The sequence below is a fragment of the Streptosporangium sp. NPDC020145 genome, from assembly GCF_040631275.1.
Lineage (GTDB): Bacteria > Actinomycetota > Actinomycetes > Streptosporangiales > Streptosporangiaceae > Streptosporangium.
The window spans coordinates 48,402-65,136 of sequence record NZ_JBEXZT010000036.1 but is presented as its reverse complement, the minus strand read 5'-3'; the positions used below and the strand labels follow the sequence as shown (position 1 = coordinate 65,136).

The 16,735-nt window shown below is 69.3% G+C and carries 13 protein-coding genes, 1 tRNA gene and 1 pseudogene; 11 read left to right on the top strand and 4 right to left on the bottom strand.

Features of this window, described 5'->3' with window-relative positions:
- The 3 genes and pseudogenes from ABZ463_RS37485 to ABZ463_RS37475 all read left to right on the top strand — a co-directional run.
- Positions 1 to 410 (top strand): annotated as a pseudogene (locus ABZ463_RS37485) (hypothetical protein); the annotation flags it as partial.
- 209 nt (positions 411 to 619) lie between these two features.
- Positions 620 to 760 (top strand): hypothetical protein, encoded by a 141-nt coding sequence (locus ABZ463_RS37480; RefSeq protein WP_352014821.1) that lies wholly within the window; start codon positions 620 to 622, stop codon positions 758 to 760.
- A gap of 107 nt (positions 761 to 867) precedes the next feature.
- A complete protein-coding gene (locus tag ABZ463_RS37475) occupies positions 868 to 1,518 on the top strand; it encodes a hypothetical protein (RefSeq protein WP_362784038.1) in 651 nt (216 codons plus the stop codon).
- An 89-nt stretch (positions 1,519 to 1,607) separates the two neighbouring features.
- Here the strand turns inward: ABZ463_RS37475 and ABZ463_RS37470 are convergent, their stop codons facing one another.
- On the bottom strand, positions 1,608 to 2,768 hold the full coding sequence (locus tag ABZ463_RS37470; RefSeq protein ID WP_362784035.1) for a helix-turn-helix domain-containing protein: 1,161 nt from the start codon (positions 2,766 to 2,768) through the stop codon (positions 1,608 to 1,610).
- Between the two features lie 282 nt (positions 2,769 to 3,050).
- Between ABZ463_RS37470 and ABZ463_RS37465 the strand changes: the two genes are divergently transcribed.
- Genes ABZ463_RS37465 through ABZ463_RS37440 form a run of 6 tightly spaced genes read left to right on the top strand, consistent with a single transcriptional unit; the run spans position 3,051 to position 11,783 of the window.
- A complete protein-coding gene (locus tag ABZ463_RS37465; protein WP_352014824.1) occupies positions 3,051 to 3,839 on the top strand; it encodes an alpha/beta hydrolase in 789 nt (262 codons plus the stop codon).
- 25 nt (positions 3,840 to 3,864) lie between these two features.
- Positions 3,865 to 4,725 carry a VOC family protein gene (locus ABZ463_RS37460; RefSeq protein ID WP_352014825.1) on the top strand — a complete coding sequence of 287 codons (861 nt, stop codon included), beginning with the start codon at positions 3,865 to 3,867 and terminating at the stop codon, positions 4,723 to 4,725.
- A 23-nt stretch (positions 4,726 to 4,748) separates the two neighbouring features.
- Positions 4,749 to 6,518: an FAD-dependent monooxygenase gene (locus ABZ463_RS37455; protein WP_362784032.1), complete on the top strand. Its 1,770-nt coding sequence runs from the start codon at positions 4,749 to 4,751 to the stop codon at positions 6,516 to 6,518.
- Between the two features lie 6 nt (positions 6,519 to 6,524).
- The gene (locus ABZ463_RS37450) at positions 6,525 to 8,078 is read left to right on the top strand and encodes an FAD-dependent monooxygenase (RefSeq protein WP_362784029.1); all 1,554 of its coding nucleotides are present in this window, start codon (positions 6,525 to 6,527) and stop codon (positions 8,076 to 8,078) included.
- The gene (locus ABZ463_RS37445; RefSeq protein ID WP_362784026.1) at positions 8,075 to 10,123 is read left to right on the top strand and encodes an acetate--CoA ligase family protein; all 2,049 of its coding nucleotides are present in this window, start codon (positions 8,075 to 8,077) and stop codon (positions 10,121 to 10,123) included. Before ABZ463_RS37450 ends, ABZ463_RS37445 begins: the two co-directional genes overlap by 4 nt.
- Entirely contained in the window at positions 10,104 to 11,783 is a 1,680-nt protein-coding gene (locus ABZ463_RS37440; protein ID WP_362784023.1) for an AMP-binding protein, read from the top strand. The genes ABZ463_RS37445 and ABZ463_RS37440 overlap by 20 nt, the downstream gene beginning before the upstream one ends.
- Before the next feature lie 149 nt (positions 11,784 to 11,932).
- On the opposite strand, the gene ABZ463_RS37435 is transcribed toward ABZ463_RS37440, so the two are convergent.
- Positions 11,933 to 12,301: a VOC family protein gene (locus ABZ463_RS37435; protein WP_352014830.1), complete on the bottom strand. Its 369-nt coding sequence runs from the start codon at positions 12,299 to 12,301 to the stop codon at positions 11,933 to 11,935.
- Positions 12,302 to 12,364: 63 nt separating this feature from the next.
- Between ABZ463_RS37435 and ABZ463_RS37430 the strand changes: the two genes are divergently transcribed.
- Entirely contained in the window at positions 12,365 to 12,847 is a 483-nt protein-coding gene (locus ABZ463_RS37430; protein WP_362784020.1) for a MarR family transcriptional regulator, read from the top strand.
- 231 nt (positions 12,848 to 13,078) lie between these two features.
- On the opposite strand, the gene ABZ463_RS37425 is transcribed toward ABZ463_RS37430, so the two are convergent.
- Positions 13,079 to 14,209: a serine hydrolase domain-containing protein gene (locus ABZ463_RS37425; RefSeq protein ID WP_362784017.1), complete on the bottom strand. Its 1,131-nt coding sequence runs from the start codon at positions 14,207 to 14,209 to the stop codon at positions 13,079 to 13,081.
- A gap of 898 nt (positions 14,210 to 15,107) precedes the next feature.
- On the opposite strand from ABZ463_RS37425, the gene ABZ463_RS37420 reads away from it, so the two are divergent.
- Entirely contained in the window at positions 15,108 to 15,746 is a 639-nt protein-coding gene (locus ABZ463_RS37420; RefSeq protein ID WP_362784014.1) for a hypothetical protein, read from the top strand.
- A gap of 598 nt (positions 15,747 to 16,344) precedes the next feature.
- Here the strand turns inward: ABZ463_RS37420 and ABZ463_RS37415 are convergent.
- Positions 16,345 to 16,434 (bottom strand) — tRNA-Ser (locus ABZ463_RS37415).
- Positions 16,435 to 16,735 lie beyond the last annotated feature (301 nt).

Sequence of the window (16,735 nt, the reverse complement as noted above, 5' to 3'; positions counted from 1 at the left end):
ACGCCGACGGCACCCCACGAGCCACCCTCACCGGCCACACCGGCGGAGTGAACGCCGTGGCGATCTCCTCAGACGGCTCCTGGCTGGCCAGCGCCTCCCGCGACGGAACCGTACGAACCTGGAACACCGACGGCACCCCACGAGCCACCCTCACCGGCCACACCGGCGGAGTGAACGCCGTGGCGATCTCCTCAGACGGCTCCTGGCTGGCCAGCGCCTCCGACGACGGGAGCGTGCGGATCTGGGCCATCAGTGATGACCCGTCATGCATCGCCGTCGTACGTGGTGAAACAGCGATGTTCGGCCTGTGCTGGAGCGAGCCGAACATCGTGATCGCCGGTGGAGCACGGGGCATCTCCATATTCAAACTGTCCACCCCGAGCGGCCGAGGAGCCCTGTCCCGTTCCTAGCCCGAGAGAGGCCTTTCGCGTACGGAGGATCGGGGCTTCGAACCCGGATGGGCGGCAAACCCGGACGTGCTCGTTCAAACGTGGTTCCACCGGCCGGTGGTCCGGGTGGTACCGCTTCGGCACCGCGAAGACAGCGCCTGCCACGGAAACGACAGTGGACAGCGTGGGCCGGGGCAGGCAGGCTGATCGCCGACGATGAGGGAGAGACCATGAATCTCGGCGTTTCAGGCATGAGCTTGATCTTCATGCTGTTCGGCGCTTTCATTCAGTTCCTGGTCATCTATTTCGCCGTACGCCTGGCTCTGAAGCATGACCGTGAACGGTCCGGGCGTGATTGGCCGCACAGATAGTTCCCCCGAGAGCGGAACAGCCAACGCCAGGCACAGCACGTGAAACGGCTGGGGCCACAGGCGGGACGGCCAGACCTACGGCCCCGCACGAGGAAGTCCTGAGAGATATGGATCATGACATCACCGACGTTCCTCAAGGGCTCACTCGTAGGGCCCGCGACTTTGTCAAAATTCATGGCTTCCGGGTGAGACCTTCGAAGGGCGATCGATTTCGGGGCAGGTGGATCGCGTTAGGCATCCCGGCACACGAGATCGATCGGGCCGTGGAGTACGAGGCTCGTTGGGGTGGATTCGCGCTCCCGCCGGCTCCGCATTACGAGGGTGGTCCCCGGGTTCTGTCTTCGGATATTCCGGAAGGTTCACCGGCCGAAGGCTGGTGGTTCGACGCGGGCGGACAGCGGACGTCGGTTCCCTACGCCTTCATGATCGGTCCTGGTGATGAGTTCGGTATTCACAGCGAGCTCTGGACCCCTCTGCACGCGACCGTCGAGGGCTGGGTGGAGTCGGTCGCGCTGGCCTACCACGCGTCGATGTGGGCCACGAAAATCACGAAGATCACAGGCGACGAGGTTGAAGCGATCCAGCTCGAAGGTTATGAGCCCGTACAGGAGGTGGCAGGGCTGGCGGACACCTGGTGGAGGGGACCGGACTCGCTTGTGGCGATCTACAGAGGAGAGGCGGAGTGCCTTTCCGCTCCTGCGTGCCGGACCGCGTTCGTCTATACGGGCCTGGATCGCTGGGGTCTCCACGGTGGCTGACCCGCTGATCGAGAAATGCGGGCGTGAGGTGAAGCCGACCCTTCCATCCCTCTGATCTCACAGCCGGTCGCGACGCGGGCGCCGGAGACTCACCTGTGTGGCCACAGGCCGGCGAGGCGGGCGATGCGGAGGCCGGCGTGCAGTTCCAGGCGGGTCGCCCCGTCCGTGATGTCGCAGTCGATGATCTCGCGGATGCGGTCAAGCCGGTAGTAGAGCGTGCTGCGGTGGATGCGCAGACGCCGCGCCGTACCCTGGATCTCGCCGCCGCTGTCGAGGTAGCCCTCCAGGATCGTCGCGAGTTCGGCACCCTGGGGCGCGCCCAGCAGGCGTCGCACTCCGGCGGGGAGCTGGCTCGGTGTCAGCCGGTCGAGCGGCAGTTGCAGGAACAGACGGTCGATGCCGAGGTCCTCCCAGAAGACCCGCCTGCCGTAACGACGCCTGTCCAGCCGGGAGGCGCGGAGGGCGAGCCGGGCCTCGTGGTAGGAGTCGACCGCCTCCGGCAACGACGGTTTCACGCTGCCCACACCTGCCACGACCTCCTCCAGATCGTGGTCGGCGAGGGCGCGTTCAAGCCTGTCGTGGTTGACCGGACGCGGAAAGAGAACGATTCCCTCGGCTCCGAGAACGGCACCGACGATCTTCACGGTCGTCGATCTCATGGTGAATTCGAGGGTCGCCTCGACGGCAAGTCTCGTCACCGACCTTGAGGACGACTCAGGGGCCTGGAGAACGAGAACCGAGTAATTCTCGACGTCATCGATGAGGTTTTCCCGCACGAGGGTCTCCGCCGCCGCCGAACGGGCCTCCGGCGATTCTCCGAGCAATGCCGCAAGCAGGTTCTTCGAATTCTCCTTGTCGTGCCTCCGCTCAGAGATCCGCAGTGAGAGCAGCGCGCCCATTTCCGGCGCGGCGGATTCCAGTACTTCGAGATCGTCGACGCGCGGCGCCTCCCGATCCTCGACGTAGTAGACGTAGCCGAGCAGCTGCTGTTCATGACGCAGCGGCAGGACGACCAGTTCCCCGTCGGCCTGAGGCACCCGCACACCGTGCTTCACGTAGCGTAGCCGATGCCCTTCCACCAGCGAATTCGTCACCGGCGCCGTCGAGCTCGCGAGCAACCGGGCGAGCCGGGCCAGCCGGGCGTCGGTGTCGTGGACGCTGAACGCCGCGATCTTCAGGTCGTGGTCGAGCACCACCAGCGCCACGCCGAGACGGTCAGCCAGGTCCTGGACGGCGTCATCAAGGCTCACAGGGGTTGCTCCTCTCCTGCGACACAACGTCGGATCAACACCGACAACTAACGACACATCGTACGAAGCGCATCAACGTGGTGTCTGTCTACGGTGGTGCGACAACGCACAAGCTAGCAATACCAGGGGCGAAAGAGGCAAGTCCCGCCGTCGCCTGGCAGGCCCGATCCCGGCCGTTCACCGATCAACGCACCATCCTGAGCAATGCCCGTGCGTGACAGGAAGGAGCCCATTCCAGTGACCGAGCGCACCGTCGAAACCAATGGCTATTCCACTTTCTTCTTGGAAAGCGGGGAGGAGAGCCACGAGACCGTAATTCTTCTGCACGGCGGCGGCCCCGGCGCCAACGCGGGGTCGAACTGGAGCAGCTTCATCCCCGCGCTGAGCGACGACTATCACGTGGTCGCCCCCGACCTCGTCGGCTACGGCCGCACCGACCACCCCGAGGACATGCCGGGCAGCCTGACCGGATGGATGCGCATGCGGGTCGAGCAGGTGCTCGCCCTGATGGACGTCCTCGGTGTCGAGCGGGCGCACCTGGTCGGCAACTCGATGGGCGGCGCCCTCGCCATGCACCTGGTGATGACGGCACCGGACCGTTTCGCCCGGATCTCCCTGATGGGCAGCGCGGGCGGGCACTCGCAGCCGACGCCTGAGGTCATGCGGATGGTGTCCTTCTACAAGGACCCGACGATCAGCGCGCTGGAGAACCTCACCAGGTGGTTCGTCTACGACGAGGACGCCCTGGGCACGTCGATCTCGGAGATCACCGAAACGCGTTACAAGGAGGTCATGCGGCCCGAGGTGCGGCGTTCCTTCGAGCGCTTCTTCTCCTCCTCCCCCGCCGAGATGGCCGTACCGCCGTCCGCGCTGCGCCGGATGCCGCATCCGTTCCTCATCGTGCACGGCCGTGAGGACCGCTTCGTCACCCCCGACTCCAGCGTCTTCCTGCAACAGCACCTGCCCAACGCGCAGCTGCACGTCTTCCCGAAGTGCGGTCACTGGGTGCAGATCGAGCGCACCGCCCAGTACGCGGCGCTGCTGCGCGGCTTCCTCACCGACGCGTTCTGACCCCGTACGACTAGGAGAGCACAGCATGGACATCAAGCAGCTCGGCTACCTTGGCCTGTCCGCGCGTGAGCCGGACGCCTTCACCACCTACGCCACCGACATCCTCGGCATGCAACGGGTCGAGGGAGAGGACGGCGCCACCCACTTCCGCATCGACGACATGCACCACCGCATCACCGTCGAGGCCGGAGAGCAGGACGGCGGCGCCTACTACGGCTGGGAGGTCGCCGACGGCGACGCGTTGAGCGCCGCGCTCAACGAGCTGAGCGACCACGGCGTCGTGGCCCACGAGGCGACGCAGCGCGAGCTGGAGATCCGGCGCGTGGCCGGTATGGCGCACTTCCTCGACCCCGCGGGCAACCGGGTCGAGCTGTTCCACGGCGCCTCGCTGGGCGAGGGGCGGTTCACCTCGGCACGGGACATCGAACGGTTCGTCACGGGTGACCTCGGCCTGGGCCATGTCGTACTCGCCAGCCCGGACGTGGCGGCCCAGCAGCGGTTCTACACCGACGTCCTGGGCTTCAAGATCAGCGACACGATGCGGGTGCCGTTCCAGGCGACGTTCCTGCACACGAACCCGCGCCACCACAGCATCGCCTTCGTGGACGGCCCGTTCTTCGGCATCGACCACCCGTTCCTGCACCACTTCATGCTTGAGGTCCCCGACATGGACCAGGTGGGCCGGACCTACGACCTCGTGCTCGACCGCGACGTCCCGGTCACCATGACGCTCGGCCGGCACAGCAACGACCAGATGTTCTCCTTCTACGCCGAGTCCCCCGTCGGTGTGCACACCGAGTTCGGCAGCGGCGGCGTCCTCATCGACGACGAGACCTGGCAGGTCACCGAGATCCCCGGCCCCGACCTCTGGGGCCACCGGCACTGACCGCACCTTTTTGGAGCCATGACATGGATACCCTCACCCCCGTCGTGGAGACGGACGTACTGATCGTCGGGGCCGGTCCGGCGGGAGCCACCGCCGCGGCGCTGCTCTCGACGTACGGCATCCCCAACGTGGTGCTCAACAAGTACCCCGGGGTCTCGAACACGCCCCGCGCGCACATCACCAACCAGCGCGGCGTCGAGGTGCTGCGTGACCTCGGACTGGAAGGGGAGGTGGTCAAGAACGCGACTCCGCAGCACCTGATGGGCGAGCACGTGTACGCCACGAGCCTCGCCGGGCGGGAGCTCGGCCGTCTGCGCACGTGGTACACCCATCCCCACTTCAAGGCCGAGCACGACCTCGCCAGCCCGTGCTCCGTGTGCGACCTGCCGCAGCACGTGCTGGAGCCCATCCTGGTCAACGCCGCCGCCTCGCGGGGGTCGTCCGTCCGCTTCAACACCGAGCTGCTGACGTTCACACAGGACGACGACGGCGTGACCGCCCTGGTCAGGGACAGGCTGACCGGCCAGGAGTACGGCATCCGCAGCAAGTACCTGATCGGCGCGGACGGCGGCAACTCGACGGTCGCCGCGCAGGCCGGCCTGCCCCTGGTCGGCAAGATGGGGCTCGGAGGCTCGATCAACGTGGTGTTCGAGGCGGATCTCACCCGCTTCGTCGAGCACCGTCCGGGCGACATGTACTGGTTCGTCCAGCCGGGCGTCGGCCACGACGGCAACGGCATCGGCGTGCTGCGCATGGTGCGTCCGTGGACCAAGTGGGTCGGCGTGTGGGGCTACGACGTCAACGCCGGGCAGCCCTCGCTCACCGAGGAGGACGGCGTCCGCATCGCGCACCAGCTGATCGGCGACGACCAGGTGCCGGTGAAGGTCGAGTCGATCTCCACCTGGGCGGTCAACGACGTCTACGCGACCGACAACATGGTCGGTCGGGTCATCTGCGTCGGCGACGCCGTACACCGGCACTCGCCCATGAACGGCCTCGGTTCGAACACCTCCATCCAGGACAGCTACAACCTGTGCTGGAAGCTCGCGATGGTGTTGCGCGGCGAAGCCGCACCCACGCTGCTCGACAGTTACCGCGACGAGCGGCTGCCGGTCGCCAAGCAGATCGTCCAGCGCGCCAAGCGCAGCGACGGACTGATGCCGCCGATCTTCATGGCGCTGCGCCTGCCGCCCGCCTCCGGCGCGCAGGAACTGCACGACGCCCTCGACGCCCTGCTGCAGCCGACGGCCGAGGGCGGCCGGCTGCGGCAGGAGTTCGACACCGCGCTGCAGGACACGATCATGTGCTTCAACACGCACGGCGTCGAGACCAACCAGCACTACGCGTCCGCCGCGATCGTGCCCGACGGCACCCCCGAGCAGCCCGCGCCGCGTGACGAGGAGATCTACTACTTCGCCTCGACCCGTCCGGGACGCCACCTGCCGCACGTGTGGCTGACCAGGGACCAGCGGCGCGTCTCCACCTTCGACCTGTGCGGCCGGGGCCGGTTCACCCTGCTCACCGGCATCGGCGGCGCCGCCTGGCGGGAGGCGGCCGAGCGCGTCGCCAAGCGCCTGGGTGTGCCCATCCGGGTCTGGTCGATCGGCCGCGGCTGCGACTACGAGGACGGCTACGGCGACTACCGCACCCTTTCCGAGGTCGCGGAGGACGGGGTTCTCCTGGTCCGCCCGGACCACATGGTCGCCTGGCGGTCCGCCTCCGCGGTGGACGATCCGGAGGCGGCGCTGGGCGCCGTGTTCGGCCGGATCCTCGGCCGCACGACCAAGGAGTAGTGGGCCATGCGCATCGCGGTGGTCGGCGGCGGCCCCGGCGGGTTGTTCTTCGCCGCACTGATCCGGCAGGCGGACCCGTCGTACGAGGTGACCGTTTTCGAGCGCAACCGCGCCGACGACACCTTCGGCTTCGGGGTTGTCTTCTCCGACCGGACCCTGGAGGCGATCCACGAGGCGGACCCCGTGCTGCGCGAGGCCCTGGCCGAGCACGGCAGGCACTGGGAGGACATCGAGGTCCGGCTGAAGGGCGAGCGGATCAGGTGCGGCGGCAACGGCATGGCCGCGGTCGTCCGGCGCACGCTGCTCCTGATCCTGCAGGAACGCGCCCGCTCCGTCCGGGCGGACCTCCGCTTCTCCACCGAGGTGACGTTGGACGACCTGGCGGGCTACGACCTGGTGGTCGCCGCCGACGGAGCCTCCTCGCGGATCCGCGAAGCGCTCGGTCCCGGCCTCGGCTCACAGGTGGAGACCGCCTCGGCCAAGTTCATCTGGTTCGGCACCGACCACCTCTTCGACGGGCTCACCTTCGTCCACGAACGCGGCCCTGACGGCGTCTTCGCGGTGCACGGATATCCCATCTCCGACACCATGTCGACGTTCATCGTGGAGACCGACGAGGCCTCCTGGCGGCGTGCCGGTCTCGACGCGTTCGACGTGAACCAACCTCCCGGGGCGAGCGACCTGCGCTCCAAGGAGTACCTGGAGAAACTGTTCGCCGAGCAGATCGAGGGCGGACGGCTGCTCACCAACAACTCCCGATGGGGCAACTTCCGCACGCGCCGTACCCGCCACTGGTACGCGCTGGCCCCACGGCCCGTCGTCCTGCTCGGCGACGCCGTACACACCGCGCACTTCTCCGTGGGTTCCGGCACCAAGATGGCCATGGAGGACGCCGTCGCGCTCTCGCGGGCGCTGGTCGGGAACCCGGGCGACCTCGCGGCCGCCCTCGCGAGCTACGAACGGACGGCCAAGCCACCGGTTCTGCGCATCCAGGACTCGGCGCGGCCAAGTCTCGCCTGGTGGGAGAACTTCGGCGACTACCACGACGCCCTTGAGCCGTGGCAGTTCGCCTACCACTTCATGTCCCGCAGCATCTCCGACGCACGGCTGGCCAGGCGTGCGCCGCGGTTCACCGACTCGGCCCACCGCCGGTGGCGGGACCTGCACGGCGCCGACCCGCTGGAGACGCGCTTCGAGGTGACCGGCTGGTCGGCGTCCGGCCGGCTGCTCGACGTCGTGGCCGGAGCGGACGGTGCCCCCACGGCCGTCCGGGGGGAGAGTGATCTGCCGCTCTCCACGGTTCCGCTGCCCGGCGCGTGGGGCGCCCTGCTGGAGGCGCCGGACGACGAGGCCGACCTGCCCCACCTGTCCGGCCTCACCACCGGCGCGGTGCTGGTCGCCGTACACGGTGGCACGGCTCTGACCCGCACCCGGCTGTGCGAGGAGGTACGGATGCGCACAGGACTTCCCGCGCTGCTGATCGAGCGGGATCACGACCGGGACCGGGCACTGACCACGGTGCTCTCCGGCCGTGCTGACCTGGTCGGAGTGCTCACGTGAACGATTCCGGCCCGCTGGGCCCGCTGTTCGCCCCCCGGGGCATCGCGGTCGTCGGCGCCTCCCGCGACCCGGGCAAACTCGGCGCCGCCATGGCTCGTTCACTGTCCGGCTTCGACGGATTCCTGGCACGGGTGAACGCGCGCGACGACACCATGTACCCGTCCGTCGGCGTCGCCGCCGCAGCGGGACCCGTCGACCTCGCCCTGCTCTGTGTCCCCGCCGCGGCCTGCGCCGACGTGCTCGCGGAGGCGGCCGCCGCGGGCGTGCGAGCCGCCGTCGTGTGCGGCGGGGGGTTCGCCGAGGCGGGCGGCGCCGGAGTCGGGCACCAGCGACGGCTCGGCGCCATCGCCCGGGACTCGGGCCTCCGGCTCCTCGGCCCGAACACCAGCGGCTTCCTCGCTCCCCACGCGCGGGTGACCGCCAGCTTCGTCCCCGGCGTCCACCGGGTGGCACCTGGCGCCGTCGCCGTCGTCGCCGCCAGCGGGGGCGTCAACCACGCCCTGGCGTTCGCGCTGACCGAGGCGGGGCACGGCGTCAGCCTCGCCGTCGGCCTCGGGAACGGGGCCGACGTCACGGCTCCCGACGTCCTCGACCACCTCGCCGACGATCCCCGCACCGCCGCCGTCGCACTGCACGTGGAGTCGGTGGCGGACGGTCCCCGGCTGGTCGCGAGCGTGCGCCGCCTCACCGCGACCCGGCCGGTCGTCGCCCTGGTCGTCGGCCGTCACGACGTCGGGGCCTTCGCCGAGTCCCACACCGGGGCGCTCGCGACCTCGTGGCGCACGACGCGCGCGGCCCTGGCCCAGGCGGGCGCGGTCCTCGTCGACGACGAACGCGAACTCGTCGACGCCGTCGGCGCGCTCGCGGTGACCCGGGGCCGTCCCCACGCCGTCCCGGGGGTCGGCGTCGTCACCGCCCAGGCGGGTCCCGGCCTGCTGCTCCTCGACGACCTGCGAGGTCGCGGGGTCCGGGTGCCCGAGCTCACTCCCGGCACCCGCGAGACCCTGGCCGGGCTGCTGCCGCCGCTGACCTTCCAGCGCAACCCGGTCGACACCGGCCGTCCCGGACCCGAGCTGGGAGCGGTGTTCGCCGCCGTCGGCGCCGATCCCGGCGTCGACGTCCTCGCGGGCTACGTCCTGCACGAACCGGACGCGGTCGACGTCGTCGCCGCGCTCACCAACGGCATGACCGCGGACGTCCCCGTCGTCCTCGGCCTGGCGGGCGTGGGCGAGGAGGTCGTCCGCGACCGCCGAGCCCTGCGCGAGTCGGGCGTCGCCGTGGTCGACGACGCCCGTGGCGTCGCCGCGGCCACCGCCGCGCTGCTGGCCGACGCCCGAGCGCGTACGGCCCGCCCCGCAGTCTCCACCCCGTGGGCGGCGCCGACCGGCCTGGCCGCCCGATATGACGAAAACGCGGGCAAGGACCTGCTCGAACAGCTGGGTGTGGCGACCATGCCACGCCACGCCTGCGCCGACCGGGCCGCGGCCCACGCCGCGTTCGACCTCGTCGGGGCTCCGGTGGCCGTGAAACTGCTGGACGCGGACGTCCTGCACAAGACCGAGATCGGAGGCGTGCACCTGGGCGTGTCCTCCCACGCCGACCTGGACGCCGCACTCGACGAGTTGGACGCGGCGGGCGCGCGGCGCTACCTGGTCGAGGCCATGGCGCCCGCCGGGATCGACCTGATGGTCGGCGCCCGACGCGACGTCGTCTTCGGACCCGTGGTGCTCGTGGGGCTGGGCGGCACCGTGGCCGAAGCCCTGGCCGACGTCGCCATCAGGCTCGCCCCGGTCTCCTCCGGCCAGGCAGCCGGCATGCCGTCCGAACTGGCCGGGCGGGCCCTGCTCTCCGGGTGGCGCGGCGGCCCCGTCCTCGACTCCGACGCCCTCGGCACGATCGTCTCCAGGCTCGGCGACCTGCTCGTCGCCAATCCGCTCATGGAGGAGATCGAGGTCAATCCGCTACGGCTCACGCCACAAGGTCTCATCGCGCTTGACGCCGTCATCCTCACCAGGAAGGCCGACGATGCCCACACCGATCACTGAGCACACCGTGCCCTGGCCCGAGGCCGACGTCACCCGCTTCACCGAGGAGGGCCTCTGGGCCGGGGCCGCGATCGGCACCCTGCTGCGGGAGGTCGCCGACCGCGACCCGGACGCCACGGCGCTGACCGACGGCACCGGGCTCCGCCTCACCTACGGCGAGCTGGCCGACCGCGCCGACGCCGCCGCCGTACGCCTGCGTGGCCTCGGCATCGCCCGGGGCGAGCGGATCGTCATGCAGCTGGGCAACTCGTGGGAGTTCGTCGTCCTCCTCCTGGCGTGCCTGCGCGCGGGCGTCGTGCCCGTGATGGCGCTGCCCGCCCACCGCCGGGCCGAACTCACCTATCTGGCCGTCCATTCCGAGGCCGTGGCGATCGCCGTCCCCGACCGGACCAAGGACTTCGACAACCAACGGCTCGCCCACGACCTCGCGGCCGACGTACGCGCCGCCACCGGGGCCGGATGGCGGGTGCTGGTCGCCGGGGACGACATCGAACCCGGAAGTGTGGACCTGCGGAGCCTGTGCGGCCCGCCGACCGACCGGACCGGCTTCGACATGCCCTCTCCCTCCTCCCGGGACGTGGCCCTCTTCCTCCTTTCCGGGGGCACGACCGGCATGCCCAAGCTCATCGCCCGCACCCACGACGACTACGCCTACAACGCCCGGGCCAGCGCCGAGGTCGCCGGGGTCACCTCGGAGTCGGTCTACCTGGTCAGCCTGCCCGCCGGGCACAACTTCCCGCTCGCCTGCCCGGGGATCCTGGGCGTACTGCTCGCCGGAGGGCGGGTGGTCATGCTGCCCTCGCCCGAGCCGGTACGGGCCTTCGCCACGATCGCGGCGGAAGGCGTCACGCACACCGCGGTGGTGCCCGCGGTCGCCGGCCGCTGGCTGGAGCGGGCGGCCGAGCACGGTGCCGGGCAACTCGCCAGTCTGCGGGTCATCCAGGTGGGCGGCGCCCGCCTCGCGGACGAGCTGGCGTACAAGGTGAAGCCCGTGCTCGGGGCGACGCTGCAGCAGGTGTTCGGCATGGCGGAGGGGCTGCTCAACTTCACCCGCCTTGACGACCCCGTCGAGACGGTGTGCACCACGCAGGGCCGTCCCCTGTCGCCTTTTGACGAGATCAGGATCGTGGACGAGCAGGACCGGGACCTGCCGGACGGTCAGGCCGGGCTCCTGCTCACCCGCGGGCCGTACACGCCTCGCGGGTACTACCGGGCGGCGGAGCACAACGCCCGCTCCTTCACCGACGACGGCTGGTTCCGTACGGGTGACATCTGCCTGCGCACGCCCGAGGGTGACCTCGTGGTGGCCGGTCGCGACAAGGACATGATCAACCGTGGCGGGGAGAAGATCTCCGCCGAGGAGATCGAGAACCTCGTGTACCAGCTCCCCTCGGTGAGCCAGGTCGCCGCCGTGGCCATGCCTGACCCCCTGCTGGGGGAACGCGTGTGCCTGTACGTCGTGCCGCGGGCCGGGGAGACGGTCACTCTGGAGGAGATCCGCGGGCAGATGGAGAGCGCGGAGGTCGCCCGCTTCAAGTTTCCCGAACGGCTCGTCGTCGTCGAGGAACTCGCCTGGACCAAGGTCGGGAAGATCGACAAGAAGGCCCTGAGAGCCGACATCGCCGACCGCCTCAAGGCGGAGCTTCCGGGCGGCGTCTGAGCGTCCGGTCGTCTCCGGGGCTTCTCGGTAACCCCTGAGCGGCCGGCCATCTGCGGAGCTTCTCGGTAACCGTAACCCCTGAGCGGCCGGCCGTCTCCGGCGTGCGGAACCCGGTCCGTGACGACGCGGTCCGGGGCCGGTTCGGCTTGTCAGGCGCGGTCGTGGAGGGTGACGTGGTAACCGTCGGGGTCCGCGAAGGTGAACGTCCGGCCGAAGGGGCCGTCGATCGGCGCGGAGACGACGGTGTGACCGTCGGCGACGAGAGCGTCGTGGATGGCCTGGACGTCGGTGGCGTGGAGCCAGATCGCGGCGCCGATGCCGGGCCGGGCGACGGACGCGAGATCGGTGCCGGGAACGACGTCGCGGAGCGCGAACGCGATCGGCTTCGTCTCGAAGACGACGGCGTGCGGCGGCCCGGCCTGCGAGCGGACGAGGCCGAGGTACCGCTCGTAGAACGCCCGTGAAGCGTCGAGGTCGCGCGCCTGGAGTGAGATGAAGTCGGGGCCGGTGACGGGCATGGTGGTGCTCCTTCTCTCCGTGTCAGATTCCTGACACGGAGCAATGTATGTCAGAATTCTGACATGAGTCAAAACGGCCCCGGCGTTGACCTGGACAAATCACTGGGCTACCTGCTGAAAGAGGCTTCGAGCGCCCTGCGCGTGGCCATGGAGGAGGTGCTGCGGCCACTCGGGATGAGCGTGACGCACTACTCCTGCCTCGAACTGCTGGCCCAACGACCGGGCCTGTCGAACTCCGAGCTCGCGCGGGGCGCGTTCGTGACACGGCAGTCGATGAACGTGCTGCTCCAGGCCCTGGAACGGGACGGCTACGTGACCAGGCCCGCGGAGGCTCCCGTCGGGAAGGTCCTTCCCACACGGCTCACCCCTCGCGGCCGGCGGAGCCTGGAGAAGGCGACCGTGGCGGTCCGGGCCGTCGAGGTCAGAATGCTGGCCGGCCTGACCGAGACCGAGCAGTCAGCCGCGTTCCTGATCCTGCGGAGCATGATCCACTCCCTACGCGACAGCGACGGCGACGCAGGTTGCGCCGACGGACGTGGTGCATGAGTTTCCCCGGCCAGATGACATGGCGCCGCGAATGAGGACGGCCATCGCATGATCCTTCGGGATGGCGCGCCTCGATGTGAGCGCACGCCGGAAAGGGGTCGGCTCGCGGCCGGGTTCTCCTTCACCACATGAACGGACAGGCGACACGGCACGGAGGCGTCGACGTCAGTCGCTCCTTCCCGGCCCCGGTCCCGTTGATCATTCTCGACCGAGGCCGGGCCGCGCCCCCCCTCAGGAGCAGAAGGCGGAGTCGATCATCTTGCTGAAGGCGGCCATGTCGGCCGGGGACTGCTTCTGGTTGACGGAGAGGGCCATCTTCGTGCGGCCGTCCAGGGTGGTGAAGGCGCTCGTGAGATAGCCCGGGATGCCTCCGTTGTGACCAATGATCTTCTGCCCGCACGAGGTGGACATGGAGATCAGGCCGAGGCCGTAGTCCCCCGGCTGGATCTTGATGGGAACGGTCTTCCTCATCTCGGTGAACTGGGCGGGCTTGAGGAGCTTGCCGGTGACCAGGCCGTTGAGGAAGGTCGTCAGGTCCGCCGTGGTCGTGATCATCGCTCCCCCGGCGCCGGCGATGCTCGGGTTGAGCCGGGTCACGTCCACGTACTCGCCGTTGCTCTTGTTGAGGTATCCGTGGGCGTGCGGCCCGGGGATGGTCGTGGAGTACGTCGGCGCCGAGGTGCCGCGCAGCCCCAGCGGCTTGATGACGCGCTCGGTGACCTCACTCTGCCAGCTGTGGCCGGTCACCGCCTTGATCAACATCCCAACCACCACATAGCCGGTGTTGGAGTAGGAGAACTTCGTGCCGGGCTCGAAGTCCAGCGGCCTGGTCAGCGCGGTCCTCACGATGCCCTCGTCGGTGAACCGGTTGAAGCGCAGCTTCAGGTAGGCGTCACCCGATGTCGGGAACTCCTTCATGCTGGTGTAGTCGGGTATCCCGGCGGTGTGCTGTAGGACCATCCGTACGGTGATGTCGTTCTCACGCGGCAACAGGCCGGGCAGATACTTGCCGATGGGGTCGTCCAGTCCGATCCGGCCTTCGCCGACCAGCTGCAGCACGGTCACCGAGGCGAAGGCCTTGGTGACGCTGCCCATACGGAACGACCCGTTGGTCGGTACGGGACGCCCGCCGTCGACCGTGGCCGTTCCCGAGCGCAGGACGCTCTGCCGGTCTCCCTCGCTGAGCCTGGCCTGCACTCCGACCGCGGTACCGGTACGCACCATCGCGTCCATCGACCTCTGGAGCGAGGCCGTGGTGCTCGGGGCGGGCTTCTGCCCGGCGTGCGCCGGGACGGAGAAGAGAGCCAGACCCGTGGTGGCGAGGGCGAGAGCGGCGGCGGCTTTGGACGGGGTGGTGCGCATGAGGAGGTTCTCCCGGTAGGTTCTCGCGCCACGTCGGCGCTGGTCACAACGCTAGGAGGGCAGACCTCGGCGAACGATCCCGCCAGGGAGACAGTAAGGGGGGAGGCGGACCGGTCCGCGACGGTAGGGACGTCCCTACCCGGGGGGGCCGCCGGGGCCCCCCCCCCCCCCGCCGCGCCCCCCTCCCGTGGGGGGGGGGCGCGCCCCCCCCCCGCCCGCGCCGGGGCGTCCCCCCGCCCGCCCCCGGCCCCGGCGGAGCCAGCGCGCCCTGCGGACCGGCAGGAGTGGGGCGGCCTTCTCACCGCCGCGTTCGCCGACCAGACCGCCCACGCCTCGTACGAGATCGCTCAGCGCGCGGTGCCGTACACCCATGGCCATCACCGTGGCGGCATCTCTGTCGATCCCGGTGGGGCGAGGCCCTCGCTTTCTCCTGTCCTTGGGCCGGTCACTCCGGTTTCCGCCGATGGCTGAGTCATCGGCGCCGGCCGTACGGACTCCGAGGATCCAATCTTCACGGTCCCGGCCAGTCCGGTGCGCCAGGAGATGCTGCGACTGCCGCACTATGAGGGCCCCAGCCCGTCCAGCAACTCGCCGGTCGGTCCGACATGGCCCGGCCCGGCTTCTCGGAGATCGCCCTCAGGCCATTCCAGACGGTTCAACCCAGGTCAGAGGGCATGTGTGGTCCCCTGAACGGCTCTGAACACCCTGTGCTGCGATCCGAAATACTGGTGACCATTGATTCCCTGACGCAGCGTGAAGATCAGCGGATGCGTGTCGAACGCCGACCGAGGATTGTGCTCCGGCCGGCGAAAAGGATGACGTCAGAGATCACCGGATATTCAACGGCGATGGGTGAAATCTCGCTTGCCGGGATCTGCGAGGCGGGAGACACTGCGGCATGCATCCCTACGAGCAGGACGATGAGTTCGACCAGGCCGTCGAGGAGTTGAGCGTCCGCGTCTACACGGCGTTGCGCGACGGTGGTCTCGATGCCGGGCCTCTCGTCGAGCTGGCCCGCCTGGTGGAGGAGTGGGACATGCCCACTTCCGTCACCCGGGAGCTCCTCGAACGCCCCGCCGCCGAGCTGACGGACGCCGGCCTGGCTCGGCTGGGCAAGGCCTTCCTCGACGACATCGGCTTCGCGCCGACCTTCGCCCTGAAACCGGACCTGCTGGTGCCGCTGGAGGAGGCGCTGAAGGTCGTGGAGCGCGACGTCCGCGCCGCGGGGATCACCGGGACGCTTCGGATGGTCGTCCCCGACCGGGACGCCATGGGGCTGGCACGGGTGGAGTTCCGGGGCATCTGCCACGGCAGCGGCCTCGGGCCCGGCGGGGACGCCCAACAGGTGCTCCAGTCTGTGGCCGACGCCACCCAGGACGTGGTCGTGGAGGCGACGTGGAAGATGTGGCCCGCCTGTCCGGTGCACGATCGGTGCCTGCTCGCCGAGTTGGAGAACGAGATCGCCGTGTGGCGCTGCACGAGCGGCGGAACGCACACCGCCGCACCGGTGGGCGAACTACCGCCCCAACGCCGTTAACGGCCCGCTGATCCGCTGGCTTTTCCCAACAAAGCATCCCCGTCGTAGCTTGCGGCCGTCGGCGTCGTGAGAGCAGACTGGTGGCTCAGCAGCCTGAGAGGGCTCGCGATCAACCACCCCTCGCGGCCCGGCCTTATTCTCATCACCCCTGAGGGTTCGTGACATGTCGACGGGGGCCAGCAGCACCAGGGTGGCGTCTGAGGTCCTTATCACCCTTGCGAGGGTTCGCAACTAGGCGAACGCAAGCATCTACGCCACCGGGTTGCGTCCTCATCGCCCCAGAAAGGAGCCGCAACCCGGCAGGCGAGGCACCGCCCAGGCAGACCCGCCGAGGCCTCATCACCCTGCGAGGGGTCGCAACCTGGTGCGACCATGATGCCGCTCGCCGCCGACGTTTCCATCAAGGTCATCCCCGATGATCCTCGGCCACGCGACCGCAGCCTTCACGAGCGATGTCCACCCCTCAGTGGCCGAGGAACGTAGGAACAGGCGACATGGGCGGCCGCCGCGTTCGTGCCATCAATGTGGCCGGAGGCCAGTGGTGATCTATGAAATGACGAAGGGAGCCCGTGATCTCTCACGAACTCCCTTGTCACAGCGGAGGCTCGGGGATTTGAACCCCGGATGGGCGGTAAACCCAAACCGCATTAGCAGTGCGGCGCCATAGACCTGACTAGGCGAAGCCTCCTGGTTGCCGAGTGGCTCAGCATAGAGTACCGGCCATCAGGCGAGGCAGCAAAGCGGTTCCCGCAGACGCCGTGTCGGGGAGGCGTGTACCGGTTATCCACTCCTGTGGATAACTTTGTGCACACCTGTGGACGATCAGCGATTCTCGCAGGCAGACACGGCTGTGAGTCTGGGGATTCCCGCCAGACGAGACGTCCGGTACCACCTGACGGAATATCAACTTCCCGGGAAAGCCGGAGGGTACTGCCCCGACCACACAGGCGGGCGCCGGACCCCAAGCCCAGCCGTGCCCAAAGGCCACA

Excerpts from the sequence above, each read along its gene's own strand:
- ABZ463_RS37480 (WP_352014821.1), top strand. The coding sequence starts at position 620 with ATGAATCTCGGCGTTTCAGGCATGAGCTTGATCTTCATGCTGTTCGGC.
- ABZ463_RS37475 (WP_362784038.1), top strand. The coding sequence starts at position 868 with ATGGATCATGACATCACCGACGTTCCTCAAGGGCTCACTCGTAGGGCC.
- ABZ463_RS37430 (WP_362784020.1), top strand. The coding sequence starts at position 12,365 with ATGAGTCAAAACGGCCCCGGCGTTGACCTGGACAAATCACTGGGCTAC.
- ABZ463_RS37460 (WP_352014825.1), top strand. The coding sequence starts at position 3,865 with ATGGACATCAAGCAGCTCGGCTACCTTGGCCTGTCCGCGCGTGAGCCG.
- ABZ463_RS37435 (WP_352014830.1), bottom strand. The coding sequence starts at position 12,301 with ATGCCCGTCACCGGCCCCGACTTCATCTCACTCCAGGCGCGCGACCTC.
- ABZ463_RS37425 (WP_362784017.1), bottom strand. The coding sequence starts at position 14,209 with ATGCGCACCACCCCGTCCAAAGCCGCCGCCGCTCTCGCCCTCGCCACC.
- ABZ463_RS37450 (WP_362784029.1), top strand. The coding sequence starts at position 6,525 with ATGCGCATCGCGGTGGTCGGCGGCGGCCCCGGCGGGTTGTTCTTCGCC.
- ABZ463_RS37440 (WP_362784023.1), top strand. The coding sequence starts at position 10,104 with ATGCCCACACCGATCACTGAGCACACCGTGCCCTGGCCCGAGGCCGAC.
- ABZ463_RS37420 (WP_362784014.1), top strand. The coding sequence starts at position 15,108 with ATGCATCCCTACGAGCAGGACGATGAGTTCGACCAGGCCGTCGAGGAG.
- ABZ463_RS37455 (WP_362784032.1), top strand. The coding sequence starts at position 4,749 with ATGGATACCCTCACCCCCGTCGTGGAGACGGACGTACTGATCGTCGGG.